Raw genomic sequence first — 15854 nt, 5'->3', positions numbered from 1 at the left:
CATCGCCTTTTTTGGCGGCTGCCTTTTTCAGGACGCCGCGTTCACCCGCAGGAACGTCTCGAACATCAGCACCTGCCACAGCGCCGCGCTGTGGTCCTTCGTGCCGGCGATGTGCTGCTCGGCCATCGTGCGCAGGAAGTCCGCATTGAAGATCCCCGTGTCCAGCAGCTGCGGCGAGCGCACCGCGGCGCGCAGCTTGTCGCGCAGCGGTCCGCGCAGCCAGCCCGCCAGCGGGATCGAAAAGCCTTTCTTGGACCGGTACAGCACGTCGTGCGACAGGAAGGGCTCGAGCGACTTCTTGAAGATGTACTTGCCTTCGCCGCCGCCGAGCTTGATGTCGCCCGGCAGGCTCGACGCCCACTCCACGAAGGTATGGTCGAGCAGCGGCACCCGCACCTCGAGCGAATGGGCCATGCTGGCGCGGTCGACCTTGGTCAGGATGTCGCCCGGCAGCCAGGTCTTGAAGTCGAGGTACTGGATCAGCGCCAGCGGATCGTCGGTTGGCGCGTTCGCCGCGTGTTCGCGGAACACCTCGATCGCGCTATAGCCCTGCAGGCGGCGCTTGAAGCCGTCCGAGAACAACTCTTCGCGCATGCGGTCCGGCATGCGCGAGACGCCATGGAAGTAGCCCTCGACGGTGTCGCGCGCCAGCGCCTCGAAGGTGGTCTTGGCGCGCAGCACGCGCGGCGCCCAGTCGGCCTTCGGATACAGGCGGCCCAGGGCGCCGAACACGGGTTTGCGCAGGCCCAGGGGCAGCTTGTCGCGCACCCGCTGCTCGGCCATCGCGAAGCGGTAGCGGCGGTAGCCGGCGAAGTTCTCGTCGCCGCCGTCGCCCGACAGCGCCACCGTCACGCGCTGGCGGGCCAGCTGGCAGACCCGGTAGGTCGGGATCGCCGAGCTGTCGGCGAAGGGTTCGTCGTACAGGCGCGCCAGGGTGTCGACCAGGCCGTAGTCGTCCTTGTCGACGATCTGCGAGAAGTGGTTGGTGCGGTAGCGCGTGGCGACCTCGGTGGCGTAGACCGATTCGTCGTAGTCCGGATCGTCGAAGCCGATCGAGCAGGTCTGCACCGCCTTGTCGTCCTGCTGCGCCATCATCGCCACCACCGCGCTCGAGTCGACCCCGCCGGACAGGAAGGCGCCGAGCGGCACTTCGGATTCCATCTGGCTGCCCACGCACTCGCGCAGGCGTTCGATCAGTTCTTGCTCGATGTCTGCCTGCGGGCGCTGCGGCTGCGGCTTGAAGGGCAGGTCCCAGTACTGCCGAGGCTTGATCTGCGTGTCGCCGATGCGCAGGCTGATGCAGTAACCGGGGCTGAGCTTGAAGGCGTTGTGGTAGATCGTGTTCGGCTCCGGCACGTAGCCGTAGGCGAAGTAATCCTCCACCGCGCGCGGGTTCAGCTCGCGCGACAGTTCCGGGAAGGTCATGATCGACTTCAGCTCGGAACCGAACACCAACAGGCCGTTCGGAAGCAGCGAGTAGAACATCGGCTTGACGCCGACGTGGTCGCGCGCCATGAACATCAGCTGCTTGTTGCGGTCCCAGAGGGCGAAGGCGAACATGCCGCGCAGGCGCTGCACGCAGTCCTCGCCCCAGGCCTGGTAGGCCTGCATGATGACCTCGGTGTCCGACTTGGTGCGGAACACGTGGCCCTGGGCCACCAGCTCGTCGCGCAGCGCGCGGTAGTTGTAGATCTCGCCGTTGAACACCAGGGTCATGGTGCCGTCGGCGCTGCGGAAGGGCTGCTGGCCGGTGGCGATGTCGATGATCGACAGGCGGCGGTGGCCCATGCCCAGGCCCGGTTCCAGGTACAGTTCGCCCTCGTCGGGGCCCCGGTGGAACTGGCTTTCGTTCATGCGCCGCAGCGCTTCGCGGTCGATCGGGCGGGCGCCGCGGGTATCCAGGATGCCGACAATTCCGCACATGGTAGGTGTTCCTTAAGTATCTTCAATCTTTTTGTGAATTGCTTCAGTCCAGCTTAATCAGGCCGGCTGGCGAATCTTCTGCCGGCACAGGCGGTCGTACAGCTTGCCGTACTCCGCCAGCATGGCGCGCATGCTGAAGGCCGCTTCGACCCGTGCGCGCGCCGCCTCGCCGCGCTGCCTGCGCAGGGCCGGGTCGCGCACGTAGCTTGCCAAGGTCCGGGCCAGCGCTTCCGTGTCCTTGACCGGCACCAGGCTGCCCTCGACGCCGTCGGTCACGACCTCGGGAATGCCGCCGACCTTCGATGCCACCACCGGCAGGCCGCAGGCCATCGCTTCGAGCATCGAGACCGGGGTGCCCTCGGCCAGCGAGGGCAGGGCGAACAGCGAGAAGCCGTGCAGCAGCGCGGCCACGTCGGCGCGCGCGCCGGGCAGCCAGACCACGTCCTGCAGGCCCAGGCTGGCCACTTGTTCGCGCACGGCGCCCATCAAGGGACCGTCGCCGACGATGCTCAGGCGCAGGCGCTCGCGCAGCGACGGCTCCAGCTCGCGCAGGCGGGCGAAGGCGTCGACCAAGCTGCGGTGGTTCTTGACGTCCTGGATGCGCGCCACGGTGCCGATCACGATGTCGTCCGGCCCCCAGGGCGAGGCCTGGCCGGCGGCAGCGGCGGCGAAGCGCTCGGTATCGACGCCGTTGCGGATGAACAGGGTCTGCTCCGCCGGGATTCCTACCTTCTCGCCGAGCCAGCGGCGCAGGTCTTCCGACACCGGGATGAAGCAGTCGATGAAGGGCGCCAGGCGGCGGCGCAGGAAGTTGTGCTTCGGGTTCAGGCCGTGCGGGTCGCTGGCGTCGCGCCCGTGTTCGGCATGGATGCGCACCGGGATGCCGGCCAGCGCGCCACTGAAGTTGTACTCGAGCGCGGACAGGTTGTAGGTGTGCAGGATGGCCGGACGCAGCCGGCGCATCAGCTTCCAGAACTTCAGGTGCGTGCCGAGTCCCAGGCCGGGCGGCTTGCCCAGCGCGTACAGTTCGACGCCGGGCTGGGTGATGCGCTTGGCGAAATCCGTATAGCGCGTCAGGCACACCACCGCATGCCGGTAGCGTTCCGGCGGCATGCGGTTGATGCAGTCCACCAGCAGGGTTTCCAGCCCCCCGACGTCGAGCGAGTAGGTCAGGTGCACGACCAGCGGGCGCTGCATGCCGGGGGTCTCCAGGTGGGCGAGCTCGTTGCGCATGCCTATCCTTATTGCGCGCGCGCCTGCGCCAGGCTGCGGTCGACGGCGCCGAAGTGCTGGCCGAGGAAGGCGCGCAGCACGGCGCGTGCGCCATCCGCATCCTTGTCGGTGCCCTCGTAGGGCGCCGCGATCGCCAGCATGGCGCCGTCGTCGCCGCGGAACTGCAGCTTGCCCTGGGCCTGGCGCAGCTTGCCAGTCACGTTGCTGGCCGTGTAGCGGCCGTCGACCCACAGCACCTGCCACACCAGCAGCGGCCCGCCCGGGCCGTGCAGCACGGCTTCGCGCAGCCCCAGCGCCTGGTCGCCCACCTGTTCGGTGCGCCCGCGCGAGGCGGTCTCATGGAAGGCGCTCTGTTCGCCGGCCAGCCGGTTGACGGAGCTGATCAGGCCTTTCTGCTTGCTCTGGTTGCGGTAGTACAGCACCTGCAGCCGCACCGGCCGCCCCTCGGGCGAGAGGTAGGTGCGGACCACGCGCGCGTCCGGCTCCATGTAGTCGACCTGCCAGTCCGGGAATCCCGCCGCCACCGGCCAGGCCAGCTCCGGAACGGACAGCGCCACCGGCCGCGGATCATGATTGGCGCGGTCGTTGAATGCCGCGAAGGCCGGCCAGGCGGCGGCGACCGCCACAACGGCCACCGCAACCGGCACCAGCGACTTTGCCGGGCCAGGGGACATGCTCCGTGCCGCGACCGTGGCGTGGCCGGGCTGCGGCGCAACCGGGACTGCGGGCTTGTCGTCCTCGCGCCAGTAGCTGCCGACCCAGAACATGAGGAACATGATCAGGCCGAAGAACAGCCAGCCGTAGACCAGGTGGTCGACGCCGGTGGCCAGTTCCATGCCGCTGGTATGGCCGATCATCACGATGCCGTAGGCGCGCAGCCAGTTGGCGACGATCGGCACCACGATCGCCATGCCGATGAAGACGGCGCGTCGCAGGTTCGACTGGTAGGTCAGGTAGGCATACAGGCAGCCGAGCGTGATCGAGGAGATCAGGTAGCGGATGCCGCTGCAGGCCTCGACCACCGACCAGCTGCCGGTGGGCAGCTCGAAACGGGTGCCGTTGCGCAGCACCGGGATGCCGGTGGCCTGCACCGCCCACACCGTGAAGTCGGCGGTATGCTGGATCAGGGGGCCGACGAACACCTCGCCGAATGGCACCGCGAACAGCAGGAACAGCAGCGGGAAGGTGAATTTCGCCGCGAGGCGCGGGCCCAGCAGCGTGAGCGCGGCCAGCGGCATCATCGCCACGAAGGCGTACTGCATCACCACCCCGACGTCGCCCATGCGCCCGGCCAGCCAGGCCGCGCCGGCGCCGGCCATCAGCGCCAGTCCCGGCCACCAGGGACGCGCCGGGATGTGCGCGAACCAGGCACGCTGGCGCCAGATCAGCCACAGGCTGACCGGCAGGATCACATAGCCGTGGGCGAAGGTCTCGGAACTGTTCCAGATCCCGACCATCGACGCCGCGGTGCCGTAGAAGAGCAGGATCGGGGCCAGCAGGGCGACGGCCAGCGCGACGATGCTGGCGCGCGCCTGCGCGGCCGGGAGCGGGAGAGAGCCAGGTGCGGCATGTGCGGCGGCCTGGTCGATGCCAGGCGGAGGTTTCAGGAACATTCGAGTCGCTCCCCGATGCAGGCCAGGTTGCTCGGCCAGCTGTACTTGCGTTCAACCCTGGCGCGTGCGGCCAGGCCCATGTCGTTGCCGTTGCGGGCCAGCAGCTGCGCCACCGCCTCTACGAAACCGGCGGCGTCGTGCGCCAGCACCAGCTCGCGGCCCGGCTCGGCCTCGATGCCTTCCAGCGCCTGCGGCGTCACCACCACCGGCGTGGCCATCGCCATCGCCTCGAGCACCTTGTTCTGGATGCCGCGCGCGATGCGCAGCGGCGCCACCGCGGCGCGCGCATGCTTGATATACGGGCGCACGTCCGGCACGGTGCCGGTGACCACGATGTTCGGCTGCTTCGCCAGTTCCTGTACCGCTGGGGCCGGACGGGCGCCGACGATGTAGAAGCGCAGTTCGGGGAAGCGCGCGCGCAGCAGCGGCATCGCCTCGCTAGCGAACCACTGCACCGCATCCACGTTCGGCCAGTAATCCATGGCGCCGGTGAACACGATGGCCTGCTCGCCCTCCTTGAAGGGAGAAGGGCCGGCGGCATCGGGCGCGAAGTACTCGGTGTCGACGCCGTTGCTGAAGAAGCCGATGCGCGCATCGCTCTCGGGAGCCAGCTGGCGGAACAGGTCCGCTTCCGGCGCCGACACGAACAGCGAGGCATCGTATTCGCGCGCCACCTGGCGCTCGTAGGACAGCAGCTGGCGCGCCTCGTGGCGGTACAGCCAGCTCATCGGCCAGGATTTCTTGTCGGCGTACTGGCGCCACTTGTCGGAGTCGACGTCGCAGAAGTCGACCACGCGGCGTGCGTTCGGGTACTTGTCGGCGTACTGGGCCATCGCCGACGAGAACACCAGCACCCGCTGGATCCTGTGGGCGGCGACGGTCTGGTCGACCCAGCGCGCCAGGCCGGCGTCGCGGTAGTAGTCGAGCGAGAGCGAGCGTTTCTTGACCAGCGCGCCCAGGCTGCGCACGCGCGCCAAGGTCGGATTGAGGGCCGCGAAGTGGCTGCTCGCGCACATCTTCTCGACGGTCGGCACGTGCTGCCAGTCGTCGGGATCGTCGACAAACGTCGCCAGGTGCACCTTGTAGTCGCGCGCCAGGTGCTTGAGCAGGTGGTAGGAACGGATCTTGTCGCCCTTGTTGGGCGGGTAGGGGATCCGGTGGATCAGCAGCAGCAGGTCTTCCACGTCTTATCCCAGGTTGCGCACGATATAGGGGCCGAGGAAGTTCGCCACCGGCAGCGGCAGCTTCTTCCACATCTTGATGAACAGCTGGTACTTCGGGTTCAGCGGGTTATTGTCCGGCAGCTTGTCCGCGCCATACAGCTTGTATTCGTAAGGCAGCGGCGTGGCGGTGAAGCCCCAGTTCTTCTTGAAGTCGTAGGCGCCGGTGCCCAGCTTGCTGCGGCCGTAGTCGAAGATGCGGCAACCGCGCGCGGCGGCGGCCTGCATCAGGTTCCAATACATGAAGTCGTTGCCCGCCACTTCGCGCGCCAGGTCCATGCCGCCGCCGTAGTAGGGCACGACCTCGTCGCGCCAGTAGAAGGACAGCACCGAGGCCACCAGGCGGTCGTCTTCCGTGTAGATGCTGCGCACCTCGCACTCGTCGCCGAAGGTCTGCTGCAGCAGGGCGAAGTATTTTTTCGGGAACACCGGGGTGCCCAGGCGCAGCACGCTGTTGGCATAGGCCTCGAACATGCGGTCGACGTTGTCTTCCACTACACCCTTCAGGCCCAGCTTGATCCCCTTGCGCACCATGGCGCGCTGCTTGCGCGGGATGGCGTTCATGTTGGCCTCGTCGTCGGCGCTGATCTCCTTGCGGAAGGTGACGTACAGCTCCTTGGTGTGCCAGCTGGCGTCGTCCGGGTGGGCGCGGGTCATGCCGCGGTACTCGAGGTGGCCGACGCCCAGCTCGCGCGCCAGCTTGTCGGCGGCTTCGTCGAGCAGCGCGCGCGCACCGTCGTCGATGGCCGTCACGCCGCCGTACACGCAGAAGGGCATCGCGCCGAGCGAGTGGCCGAACAGGCGGCTCTTGATTTCGGCGAGAGGCAGCACGCCCTGGATCTGGCCGTCCTGCTGGACGTAGTAGAACCAGGTCTTGATGCCGAAGGATTCTTCGATGACCTTCTGCCAGCCCGACAGGTGGAAGAAGGTCGCATCCGGGCAGGAGCGTACGAAAGCATCCCAGCGCGCGCGTTCGTGCGGCTGCAGGAGGTGGAGGGTTTGCGGTCCGGTGGCGAGCACCGGGGCGGCGCGCTTGGCCTGTGCCGCTTCAATGATCGAGTTCATGCCGTGCTATGCCTTGTTGGTGTTGTTGACTTGCGTCGGTGCTGCAGGGGTGGTTATCGTTGGTCGAGGAAGATGCGGTCCATGCGGTCCCAGGCGAAGTCGCGCGCCAGCTGCTCGAGGCGGCCTTCCATGCGCTCGATGTTCACGTAGTGGCGGAAGCGCGACTTGGCGTCCAGCCCTTGCGGGCGCGGCTGGCCCGGGTCGAGTTCCCAGGGATGGAAGTAGAACAGGGCCGGCTGGCGGTCGTCGCGGTTCACCTTCTGCATCATCCAGCGCGACAGCGCGTAGGGCAGCAGGCGGAAGTAGCCGCCGCCGCCGGCCGGCAGGTTCCGGCCCAGCATGTTGACCGTGGTGACCGGGACTTCCAGCAGGCCGTCCGGGCCGTGCGGGTAGAAAGCGAAGCGCGGCGCGTCCGGCATGCCGTAGTGGTCGTGGGCGATCGGGTAGATGCTCGAGCTGTAGCGGTAGCCGGCTTCCTGCAGCGCCTCCAGCGCCCACAGGTTGGCGTGGCCGATCGAGAAGCTCGGCGCGCGGTAGCCCAGCACGGCCTGGCCGCCGATGTCTTCCAGCAGGGCCTTGCTGGATCGGATGTCGTTGTCGAACTGGGCCCGGCTCTGGTCCGAAGCGCGCAGGTGGCCGTAGCCGTGGCTGGCCAGCTCGTGGCCGGCGGCGACGATCCTGCGCACCATGCCTGGATAGCGCTCGGCGATCCAGCCCAGGGTGAAGAAGGTGGCCTTCACGCCGTGGCGTTCGTAGATGGCCAGGATGCGTTCCATGTTGGCCTCGACCCGGCATTCGCGGGAAGGCCAGGAGTCGCGGTCGATGTAGGGAGCGAAGGCCGAGACCTGGAAATAGTCCTCGACGTCGCAGGTCATCGCATTCTTGATGCGCTCGCCCGGGGCGGGAGCGGGGCGGGCTACGGGTTCGTAGGGTTTCATTCCTGGTTGTCCATGTGCTGGGCCGCCGCGCCCTGGGGCGTGGCGACGATTTTCTTCAGGATCGACAGTACCGAGACGATCGATTTCTCGAGACGCATCATGCGTTCGTCGAGCACCTCCACGCTGGCGGCGCGGCGCTCGCCCATGCGGGTGTCGACCGTGCGCAGCTCGCCTTGCTGCAGGGCGCCGGCGTCCGGCGTGCCCATGACCTCGGGCAGCTGGTATTCCTCGGCGATGTCGCGCACCACGGTATTGATGTCGGCTTCGCCGAAGGCATGCATCTCTTCCAGGTAGCCCATCAGGAGCACCCGGTCCATCAGGGTGTTGGTCTTGCGCGGGATGCCGCCGCTGTAGCCGAAGATCGCCGCATGCGCGCCCTCGTCGAAGGCGGGGTCGCCCTGCCAGCCGACCGTGGCCAGGCGGTGCTCGACGTAGGCGCGGGTTTCCTGCGCGTCCATCGGTCCCAGGTGGTAGCTGGCGATCACGCGCTGGCGCAGTTGCTGCATGCCGGGGCTGTGCAGGGTGGCGCGGAATTCCGGCTGGCCCAGCAGGAAGGTCTGCAGCAGCGAGCGGTCGTCGGTCTGGAAGTTCGACAGCATGCGCAGTTCCTCGACCGTGCGCGCGTTCAGGTTCTGGGCTTCGTCGATCACCAGCAGGGCGCGCTTGCCCTGGCGGTCGACGCCGCGCAGGAACTGTTCCAGGCGATTGAGCAGCTCGGCCTTGCTGGCGCCTTCATACGGCAGGCCGAAGCTCGACACCACCATGCGCAGGGTGTCTTCCGGATCGAGGCTGGTGTTGACGATGTGGGCGGCGACGATCTGGTCGGTCGGGATCTTGTTGAGCAGGTTGCGCACCAGGGTGGTCTTGCCGGCGCCGACTTCACCGGTGATGACGATGAAGCCCTCGCCCTGCGACAGGCCGTACTCGAGGTAGGCCATGGCGCGCTTGTGGCCCTTGCTGCCGAAGAAGAAGTGGGGGTCCGGGCGCAGCTGGAAAGGCTTGGCGGACAGCCCGTAGTAAGTCTCGTACATCGCGTGCGGCTCCTTAAAACTGGGCGGACAGGCTGGCGGAAATGGAATTTTCGTAGAACGGCCCATTGCTGCGGCCGAGACGGCCATAGGTGCCGAAGCGGTGGTTCAAGTCGACCGCCGCGCGCACCTCGCGGCTCAGCCGGTGTGTGAGCCCGAGCCTGAAGTCGCGCCGGGTGTCGACGATATCGTTAGTCAGTGAGCGGCTGCGTCCCCAGCCGACCACGGCGAGCGCGCTGGTGCGCGGGCTGAGGCGGTAGTTGAGGTTGGCGGTCGCATCGTGCTGGCGGACGTTGTCGTTGCGTCCACCCACTTGGGTTCCCAGCAGAACACTGTCGCTCTGCTCGTTCGACAGGGCAGTTCGTTCGCTGCTGGACAGGGACAGCACACCGCTGGTACGCGCCATCTTGAAAGCCATCGATCCCAGCAGTTGCTTCTGGCGGAAATACCGGTTGCTCAGGAAGTTGACGTTCTCGGCTATGCTGGGAGGCAGGCCGGTGTCGCGGATGTAGGCGGCGACCGCCTGCTGGCGTGCGACCGGGTCGGTGATGGAAGCGGCAAACAGCCGGTCCAGCAGCTCGGTGGTGTCGATCGTGGAAGGCAGCAGGAACTGTTCGCGCGCAGTGGTCACGCCATCGTTGTAGGCGAGGTTCCAGGAGGTGCGGCGACTGCGATGGAGCAGGGAAAAGCTGCCGGTCTGACCGTAGAAATGGCGGCCGAGCGCCGCGCTCAGGTTGGTGCGCTGTGACGGCGTCCAGTTGAAGCCGACCGACCAGTTGCGTCCGGCGGTGTCGTTGCCAAGGCCTACGAACTGGTAGTTGTCGTAGCCCACCGTGGCGGTCAGGGCGAAGCGCCTGGTTAGCGCGTAGCGCAGGTTGGCGGTCGTGCTCTCGCTCGAGGTCTCGCCATTGTAGGTATCGTTCAGGTCCTGGCGCAAATGGGTCAGGCCCCAGCCTACCTGATTGAAGGCCGGGCCGCTGGCCAAGCTCGCAGTGACACTGTCGCTGCTGCTGTTGCCGAAGCCGCGTGCACCGCGCCCACCTTCCACCCGGTCGCGCGCATAGCGCATCGCCAGGGTTGCCGTTCTTCCGTAGCGATGTTCGAGATAAGGGCTGACGCGCCAGGTCTTGACCTTGGCCTGGTTGCCCGAAAGGTAGGGCGCGTCCTCGACCCTGGGGCCGAAGACGGAGATGTTGTTCGGCTTGGCCGAGGCGCTGGCGTCGACGTACAGGAAGTCCTTGGCCAGCGTGCCACGGCCCGATACGGCATATTCGAAGCTGTGGTCGAGCGCGTCGCGCAGATCGTCGTCACGGTAATCGAAGTGACGCCATTGCGCCGTGCCGTTGAGGACAAGGCGCGGGCCTGTCTTGAGGAAGGATAACGAGGGAGTGAGCTCGCTGATGAACTGCGACCGTTTCAGGTCCTTGCCTTCCTGGTAAAAATTGTCGGTGTAGCGCTCGGTCAGCGTGAGCGCCGGCACCACGCGCCAGTCTGCGCGGCACTCGGATGCCAGCAGCATCGCTGCGATTGCGAGCGGCGCCAGGCGTGGCATGCGCGCCACGCCGGCACGCAGCTCACCCATAGTGATAATCATACGTTTCTTCGATGCCGGGGATGTCCCTGGTCTTGTTATAGATAAGGTTCACGTTCGGGCAGCCCTCGAGCTGGCGCAGCGCTTCGCCGACCGCGTGCTGGGTGGTCTTCTGGGCTTCCACCACCACCACGATCTGGCCCATGTGGCTGGCCAGGGCGCGCGCCTCGCTGGTGAGCAGCAGCGGCGGCGAGTCGAAGATCACGACCCGGTCCGGATAGCGGTTGGCGATCTCCTGCACCAGGTTGGCCATGGTCGAGCTGGCGAGCAGCTCGGTGGCGCGCGGGGTGCTGGTGCCGGCGGCCAGGATGCTCAGGGTGTCGACGTTGGTGCGCAGCAGGACGTCGGAGACGTCGAGCTTGTCGTCCACCAGCAGGTCCATCAGGCCGCGCTGGGCCGGCAGGCCGAGCGTGCCCAGCACCGATGGGCGGGCCACGTCGGCGTCCACCAGCAGCACGGTATGGTCGAGTTCCATGGCGATGCTCATCGCCAGGTTGATGGCGCAATAAGTCTTGCCTTCGCCCGGCAGCGAGCTGGTCACCATGATCAGGTTGGCCGGATTCTCGCCCGGCTTGCGTTCGCCGAAGGCGCGCTTGAGCAGGGGACGCTTGATGATGCGGAAATCCTCCACCAGCGAAGTGCGGCCGCCGGCGGCGGTCACCATGCCGCTGGCGCGCATCCTGGCCAGGTCGAGTTCCACCTTGCGGGTCTGGCGCCGCGGCGCGGCATCGGCTTCGAGAACCGGGGTCGCGGCGGCGGCCGCAGACGCGCTAGCTGCCGGGGCGCTTGGGGGCGGCAGCACCGGCGCTCCGACGGCGACCGGTTCGAGGACGTCGAGGTCGGCCGTTTCCACGGCATGCGAGACAGCCAACTGCGCCGGCATCGGCGCCGGCGCGTGGACCGGCGCGGCCTGGCCGCGTTCCTGGTCGATGCGGCGCGCCGCTTTTTCGATAATGCTCACGTCTGCTCCTTGATCGGTTACAGGCCCGGGCGGACCAGGATGGCGGTCACGCCGGCGCCGTAGATGGCCAGCAGCACCGCCACGGCGGCGCCCAGGGCAACCAGGCGGCGCTTGCGGCGGACGGTCTGCTGTTCGGTCCAGTTCATGCTGATCGAGCCGAGGATCGGCAGGCCGGTCACCTCGCGCAGGGCGGCCTGGCTCAGGAAGGTCGGACGCAGCTGGCTCATCAGGAAGGCCGAGGCCAGGCCGGCGACCAGCGCGCCGACGAACACCAGCGAGAACAGGCGCAGGCGGTTCGGCCCGGACGGCAGCAGCGGCGCGGCCGGCGGGTCGATCACGCGGAAGGTCAGCATGTCGGTGGCCGAGGACAGGTCGCCCGACAGCTTGGCCGACTCGCGGCGCTGGACCAGCTGCTGGTAGTTCTCGCGGTTGACTGCGTAGTCGCGGTTGAGCTGGGCCAGCTGCGCCTCGATCTCGGGGGCCTGGCTGCTCTGGGCGCGCAGGCGCGCCACGCGTGCCGTGTGCTCGCTGACCCGGGCCTGCAGCGCGGCCACGCGCGCCTCGGCTTCCGACAGCGCCACGTTCATCTGCTGCAGCATCGGGCTGTAGCCGGCGCCCGGATCGGCGCTCGGCTTGCGGTTCTTGGCCAGTTCCTGCTTGCGCGCGACCAGCTGCTCGAGCAGGCGGGCGTTGGCGATGATGTCCGGATGCGCTTCTGTGTACTGGGTGCGCAGGCCGTCCAGGGTCTTGGTGACGGTGGCGATGCGCGATTCGAGTTCCGGGTCGGTGATCGGCACCGGTGCGGTCTCGCCCGGGGCGGCTTCGCCGGCGATGCGGCGGCGGATCGCGTTGCGGGCCTGTTCGGCTTCGGCCAGTTCCAGGCGGGCCGTGTTCAGCGCTTCGCCGGCAGCCATCATGCGCGAACCGAAGTCGCCGCCTTCCGACGGCAGCATGCCCAGGTTGCGGATTTTGAATTCCTTCAGGCTGTTCTCGGCCGCCGCCAGTTTTTCCTCGTAATTGCGGATCTGGTCGTCGATGAACTGGACCGCCTTCTCGGAATCCTGCTTCTTGCCGCCGAAGCTGCCTTCGACAAAGATGGTCAGCAGCGACTGCACCACGTCCTTGCCCAGTTTCGGGTCGGGGGCGGTGTAGCTGATGGTATAGATGTCGTCGCGCTCGGTGCCGGCGATCTTGATCTTCTCCATCAGATCTTCGACGATCTCGTCGTGTTCCTTGGCGTTCTTGGCCTTGACGTCGAGGTCGACCATGCGCATCACGCGTTCCACGTTCGGCCGGCTGATCAGGGTACGGCGCATGTACAGCACCTGCTGGTCGAGGTTCGGCAGCGTGGTCATGCCCGACAGCAGAGGCTTGAGGATGCTCTGGGTATCGACGTAGACGCGCGCCGAGGTTTCGTACTGGTTGGGCAGTTTCAGGACCACCACCCAGCCGACAATGGCCACGGCCCAGGTGATGAAGACTGCATGCCAGCGGTACTTCCCGATTGCCTTGAGGAAGTTAAGGATTGCGGCTGTGATATCTGCCATATGTGGATTCTCGCCTAAGAGATTGCCCGTGATTTGGCAAGCTCATCAATCAATAAAATGTCAAATAGTCTGCATGATCGCTTGTTGACTGAGCAATTGCAATTGCGGGTCGGAAAAATAGGCGACAGACACGACAAAAATGGTGGTCCATGCAACACAAATTACTAACTGCAATAAACGTTTGACGGTTTTTCCATGAATCCAGCGTTTAAAAGTTATGTGAAAGCAACATTTAGCCGTGGAAATGCTGTTTGGCTATACATTGTGTTGCCACCTCATCCCTTCGCTCGCGTACACTCATGACCGTTTCTTTAACGAAAATTGCCCTGTGTCAAATACGTATTTTAATGTCGGAAAGACAAAAGTGCCCACACGATTGATTCTTATTCGAAACCTTGGTGCGACGCCCAAAACGGCTAGGAGAAACGCGCTGCAAGTGCTCCTGCACTCCCTCGTGCTGGCCGTCGCCGCTACCGTTCCGGACGTAGCCAAAGCCCAGAACTTGCCTCGTACGGTGGCGCAGATCAAGCCTTCGGTGGTCGGCGTCGGCACTTTGCTCAAGACCCGCCAGCCCGCCGTCGTGTTCGTCGGCACCGGCTTCGCCGTCGGCGATGGCCTGAGCATCGTTACCAATGCCCATGCCATCCCGAAGCAGCTCGATACCGCGCGCAAGGAAGAGCTAGGAATCGTGATCGGCGGCGAGGGCGCCTCCGTCAGCTTCCGTCCGGCGCGCCTAGTGGCGCTGGACGCGGAACACGACCTTGCCCACCTGCGCCTGTCCGGCACGCCGCTGGCCCCGCTGACCCTGGCCGGTGACGACAGCGTGGCCGAAGGGCAGGAACTGGTGTTTACCGGTTACCCGCTGGGCATGCGCCTGGGCCTGCATGCGGCGACCCACCGCGCACTACTGGCCGCGATCACGCCGGTGGTGCGGCCCTCGCTGAATTCGCGCCAGCTGGACGCACGCGCGATCACCCAGTTGCAGCGCTCGCCGTTCCGGATCTACCAGCTCGATGGCACCGCCTATCCCGGCAACAGCGGCAGCCCTCTGTTCCGGCCCGAGGACGGCAGCGTGGTCGGGGTGATCAACATGGTATTCCTGAAGGGTTTGCGGGAAAGCGCGGTATCGGACCCGAGCGGCATCACCTACGCAATTCCGGTACGCCACGTACGCGAGCTCCTACAGCGCCCGCAGTAAGGCGGCAAGCCAGGGACTGACGCGCGCGCCACAAGTATTTCAATTGTGCAGGTGTTGCCGAAGTGCTATGGTATAGAATTATGCTCAACAATATTGCATGCATGCGGCAGCCGACCAGGCGCCATGCCAACCCGAGGATTTTGACGTGAGCACGAACATGACCCCCAAGATCAAGCGCGCGGCCCAGGCTGTCGCGATCAGCTGCCTGTTCATCCTGGGCGGCTGCGCCAGCAACCTGCCGGCGCTGCCTTCAACCGAAGCGGTGAACCCGGAATATCTGATCGGCCCGGGTGATGCGATCAATATCATCGTGTGGCGCAATCCGGAAGTGTCGATGTCGGTGCCGGTCCGTCCGGATGGCAAGATCACCACGCCGCTGGTGGAAGACCTGCCGGCCGCCGGCAAGACATCGACCCAGCTGGCGCGCGACATTGAAGCGGCACTCGCCAAGTTCATCCAGCAACCGGTCGTGACCGTGGTCGTCACGAACTTCGTCGGCAATTACAGCGAGCAGATCCGCGTCATCGGCCAGGCAGCCCGTCCGCAGGCTCTGCCGTATCGCAGGGATATGTCTTTGATGGATGTACTGATTGCCGTGGGTGGCGTTACCGAATTCGCGTCCGGCAACCGCGCCAGCCTGATCCGCACCGTGGACGGCAAGCAGCAGCAATACCGTGTGCGCCTCGATGACCTGATCAAGGACGGTGACATCTCGGCCAACATCCAAATGCGCCCGGGCGACGTGCTGGTCATTCCTGAGAGTTTCCTTTAAGGTATCCTTAACCGCTGTCGAAAAATCTGACACAACGATCTCAAATCTCGCTAGACTGCATGCTTAAAGGATGAGCAGTTCTCCTATCTTCCTGTTTTTTAGCGAGTTTTAGGAAGCAGTGCAACACGGCATGTTTTTTGCTTATTTGAAACGCATGCCGTCGTGGCAAATCATATCAATGTGAGGATAGACACCGTGTCCACCGAAAACCAAGCAGGGCGTCCTGAAGAGGCTGCTCCGATGACCCCGCAGGGCGCGGCGCGGCGCCGCCTGGCGAAGGCCGGGCTCGGTGCGGCCGGCGTGCTGTGGACGACCCGGAGCCATGCGTTCGATTTCAAATGCGTTTCCGCATCGGCGGCCCTTTCCGCAGGCCTGAACAGCAATACTCCAGATGACGCGGTGGCTTGCGCGGGCAAGTCGCCAGGCTACTGGAAGAACCACGGGGGCTGGCCGGTGTCGACCAAGACGCTGTTTGGCGACGTGTTCAGCTGTTCCGGCAGGACAACAAGCACGTATGGTGCGACGACGCTGATCAACATGCTCAGCAAACGCGATTTCGACAAGTCCAACCTGGGCATGCATATGACGGCAGCTTACCTGAACGTCAAGTCAGGAAAAGTCGGCTTCCTGTCGGAGCGCACTTTGCAGCAAATGTGGCGTGAGTTGCAGACTTCTGGTCACTACGAGCCGGCACGAGGTGTGTTCTGGGATATTGAAACTACCAAGAAATACCTCGAGTCCACTTACAAGGGCGATCGCACATAA

The 15854-nt window shown here is 65.7% G+C and carries 13 protein-coding genes; 3 read left to right on the top strand and 10 right to left on the bottom strand.

Features of this window, described 5'->3' with window-relative positions; translation table 11 throughout:
* Window positions 1-27 precede the first annotated feature (27 nt).
* From YWC_RS0105975 to YWC_RS0105930, 10 genes are read right to left on the bottom strand one after another with little or no spacing between them, the layout of a single operon-like run.
* The gene (locus YWC_RS0105975) at window positions 28-1923 is read right to left on the bottom strand and encodes an XrtA/PEP-CTERM system amidotransferase (RefSeq protein WP_027864552.1); all 1896 of its coding nucleotides are present in this window, start codon (window positions 1921-1923) and stop codon (window positions 28-30) included.
* Window positions 1924-1980: 57 nt separating this feature from the next.
* On the bottom strand, window positions 1981-3156 hold the full coding sequence (locus YWC_RS0105970; RefSeq protein ID WP_051306266.1) for a TIGR03088 family PEP-CTERM/XrtA system glycosyltransferase: 1176 nt from the start codon (window positions 3154-3156) through the stop codon (window positions 1981-1983).
* 8 nt (window positions 3157-3164) lie between these two features.
* Window positions 3165-4769, bottom strand: coding sequence for an exosortase A (gene xrtA / locus YWC_RS0105965; RefSeq protein ID WP_027864550.1), 1605 nt, complete (start codon window positions 4767-4769; stop codon window positions 3165-3167).
* Window positions 4760-5953, bottom strand: coding sequence for a TIGR03087 family PEP-CTERM/XrtA system glycosyltransferase (locus tag YWC_RS0105960; RefSeq protein ID WP_027864549.1), 1194 nt, complete (start codon window positions 5951-5953; stop codon window positions 4760-4762). The genes xrtA and YWC_RS0105960 overlap by 10 nt, the downstream gene beginning before the upstream one ends.
* A gap of 3 nt (window positions 5954-5956) precedes the next feature.
* Window positions 5957-7054, bottom strand: coding sequence for a FemAB family XrtA/PEP-CTERM system-associated protein (locus YWC_RS0105955; protein ID WP_027864548.1), 1098 nt, complete (start codon window positions 7052-7054; stop codon window positions 5957-5959).
* Between the two features lie 53 nt (window positions 7055-7107).
* Window positions 7108-7992, bottom strand: a complete 885-nt coding sequence (locus YWC_RS0105950; RefSeq protein ID WP_027864547.1) for an XrtA system polysaccharide deacetylase — start codon at window positions 7990-7992, stop codon at window positions 7108-7110.
* Window positions 7989-9023, bottom strand: coding sequence for an XrtA/PEP-CTERM system-associated ATPase (locus YWC_RS0105945; RefSeq protein ID WP_027864546.1), 1035 nt, complete (start codon window positions 9021-9023; stop codon window positions 7989-7991). The genes YWC_RS0105950 and YWC_RS0105945 overlap by 4 nt, the downstream gene beginning before the upstream one ends.
* A gap of 13 nt (window positions 9024-9036) precedes the next feature.
* A complete protein-coding gene (locus YWC_RS0105940; RefSeq protein ID WP_084416327.1) occupies window positions 9037-10614 on the bottom strand; it encodes a TIGR03016 family PEP-CTERM system-associated outer membrane protein in 1578 nt (525 codons plus the stop codon).
* Window positions 10595-11572, bottom strand: coding sequence for an XrtA-associated tyrosine autokinase (locus tag YWC_RS0105935; protein WP_027864544.1), 978 nt, complete (start codon window positions 11570-11572; stop codon window positions 10595-10597). Before YWC_RS0105935 ends, YWC_RS0105940 begins: the two co-directional genes overlap by 20 nt.
* A 17-nt stretch (window positions 11573-11589) precedes the next feature.
* Entirely contained in the window at window positions 11590-13119 is a 1530-nt protein-coding gene (locus YWC_RS0105930; protein WP_027864543.1) for an XrtA system polysaccharide chain length determinant, read from the bottom strand.
* Between the two features lie 436 nt (window positions 13120-13555).
* On the opposite strand from YWC_RS0105930, the gene YWC_RS0105925 reads away from it, so the two are divergent.
* The 3 genes from YWC_RS0105925 (at window position 13556) to YWC_RS0105915 (ending at window position 15854) form a co-directional block, all read left to right on the top strand.
* Window positions 13556-14317, top strand: coding sequence for a S1 family peptidase (locus tag YWC_RS0105925; protein ID WP_229413030.1), 762 nt, complete (start codon window positions 13556-13558; stop codon window positions 14315-14317).
* 157 nt (window positions 14318-14474) lie between these two features.
* Window positions 14475-15089: an XrtA/PEP-CTERM system exopolysaccharide export protein gene (locus YWC_RS0105920; protein ID WP_027864541.1), complete on the top strand. Its 615-nt coding sequence runs from the start codon at window positions 14475-14477 to the stop codon at window positions 15087-15089.
* 195 nt (window positions 15090-15284) lie between these two features.
* On the top strand, window positions 15285-15854 hold the full coding sequence (locus tag YWC_RS0105915) for a hypothetical protein (RefSeq protein ID WP_156923523.1): 570 nt from the start codon (window positions 15285-15287) through the stop codon (window positions 15852-15854).

The organism is Massilia alkalitolerans DSM 17462 (assembly GCF_000427785.1).
In the GTDB taxonomy this organism is placed as follows: Bacteria; Pseudomonadota; Gammaproteobacteria; order Burkholderiales; family Burkholderiaceae_D; genus Telluria; species Telluria alkalitolerans.
Note: the sequence above shows the minus strand (reverse complement) of the source record. Positions and strands in the feature narration are given on the sequence as shown.

Bases quoted from the DNA above. Each gene is read 5' to 3' on its own strand.
- YWC_RS0105950 (WP_027864547.1), bottom strand. From the start codon at position 7,992: ATGAAACCCTACGAACCCGTAGCCCGCCCCGCTCCCGCCCCGGGCGAG.
- YWC_RS0105940 (WP_084416327.1), bottom strand. From the start codon at position 10,614: ATGATTATCACTATGGGTGAGCTGCGTGCCGGCGTGGCGCGCATGCCA.
- YWC_RS0105970 (WP_051306266.1), bottom strand. From the start codon at position 3,156: ATGCGCAACGAGCTCGCCCACCTGGAGACCCCCGGCATGCAGCGCCCG.
- YWC_RS0105975 (WP_027864552.1), bottom strand. From the start codon at position 1,923: ATGTGCGGAATTGTCGGCATCCTGGATACCCGCGGCGCCCGCCCGATC.
- xrtA (WP_027864550.1), bottom strand. From the start codon at position 4,769: ATGTTCCTGAAACCTCCGCCTGGCATCGACCAGGCCGCCGCACATGCC.
- YWC_RS0105955 (WP_027864548.1), bottom strand. From the start codon at position 7,054: ATGAACTCGATCATTGAAGCGGCACAGGCCAAGCGCGCCGCCCCGGTG.
- YWC_RS0105920 (WP_027864541.1), top strand. From the start codon at position 14,475: ATGACCCCCAAGATCAAGCGCGCGGCCCAGGCTGTCGCGATCAGCTGC.
- YWC_RS0105945 (WP_027864546.1), bottom strand. From the start codon at position 9,023: ATGTACGAGACTTACTACGGGCTGTCCGCCAAGCCTTTCCAGCTGCGC.
- YWC_RS0105930 (WP_027864543.1), bottom strand. From the start codon at position 13,119: ATGGCAGATATCACAGCCGCAATCCTTAACTTCCTCAAGGCAATCGGG.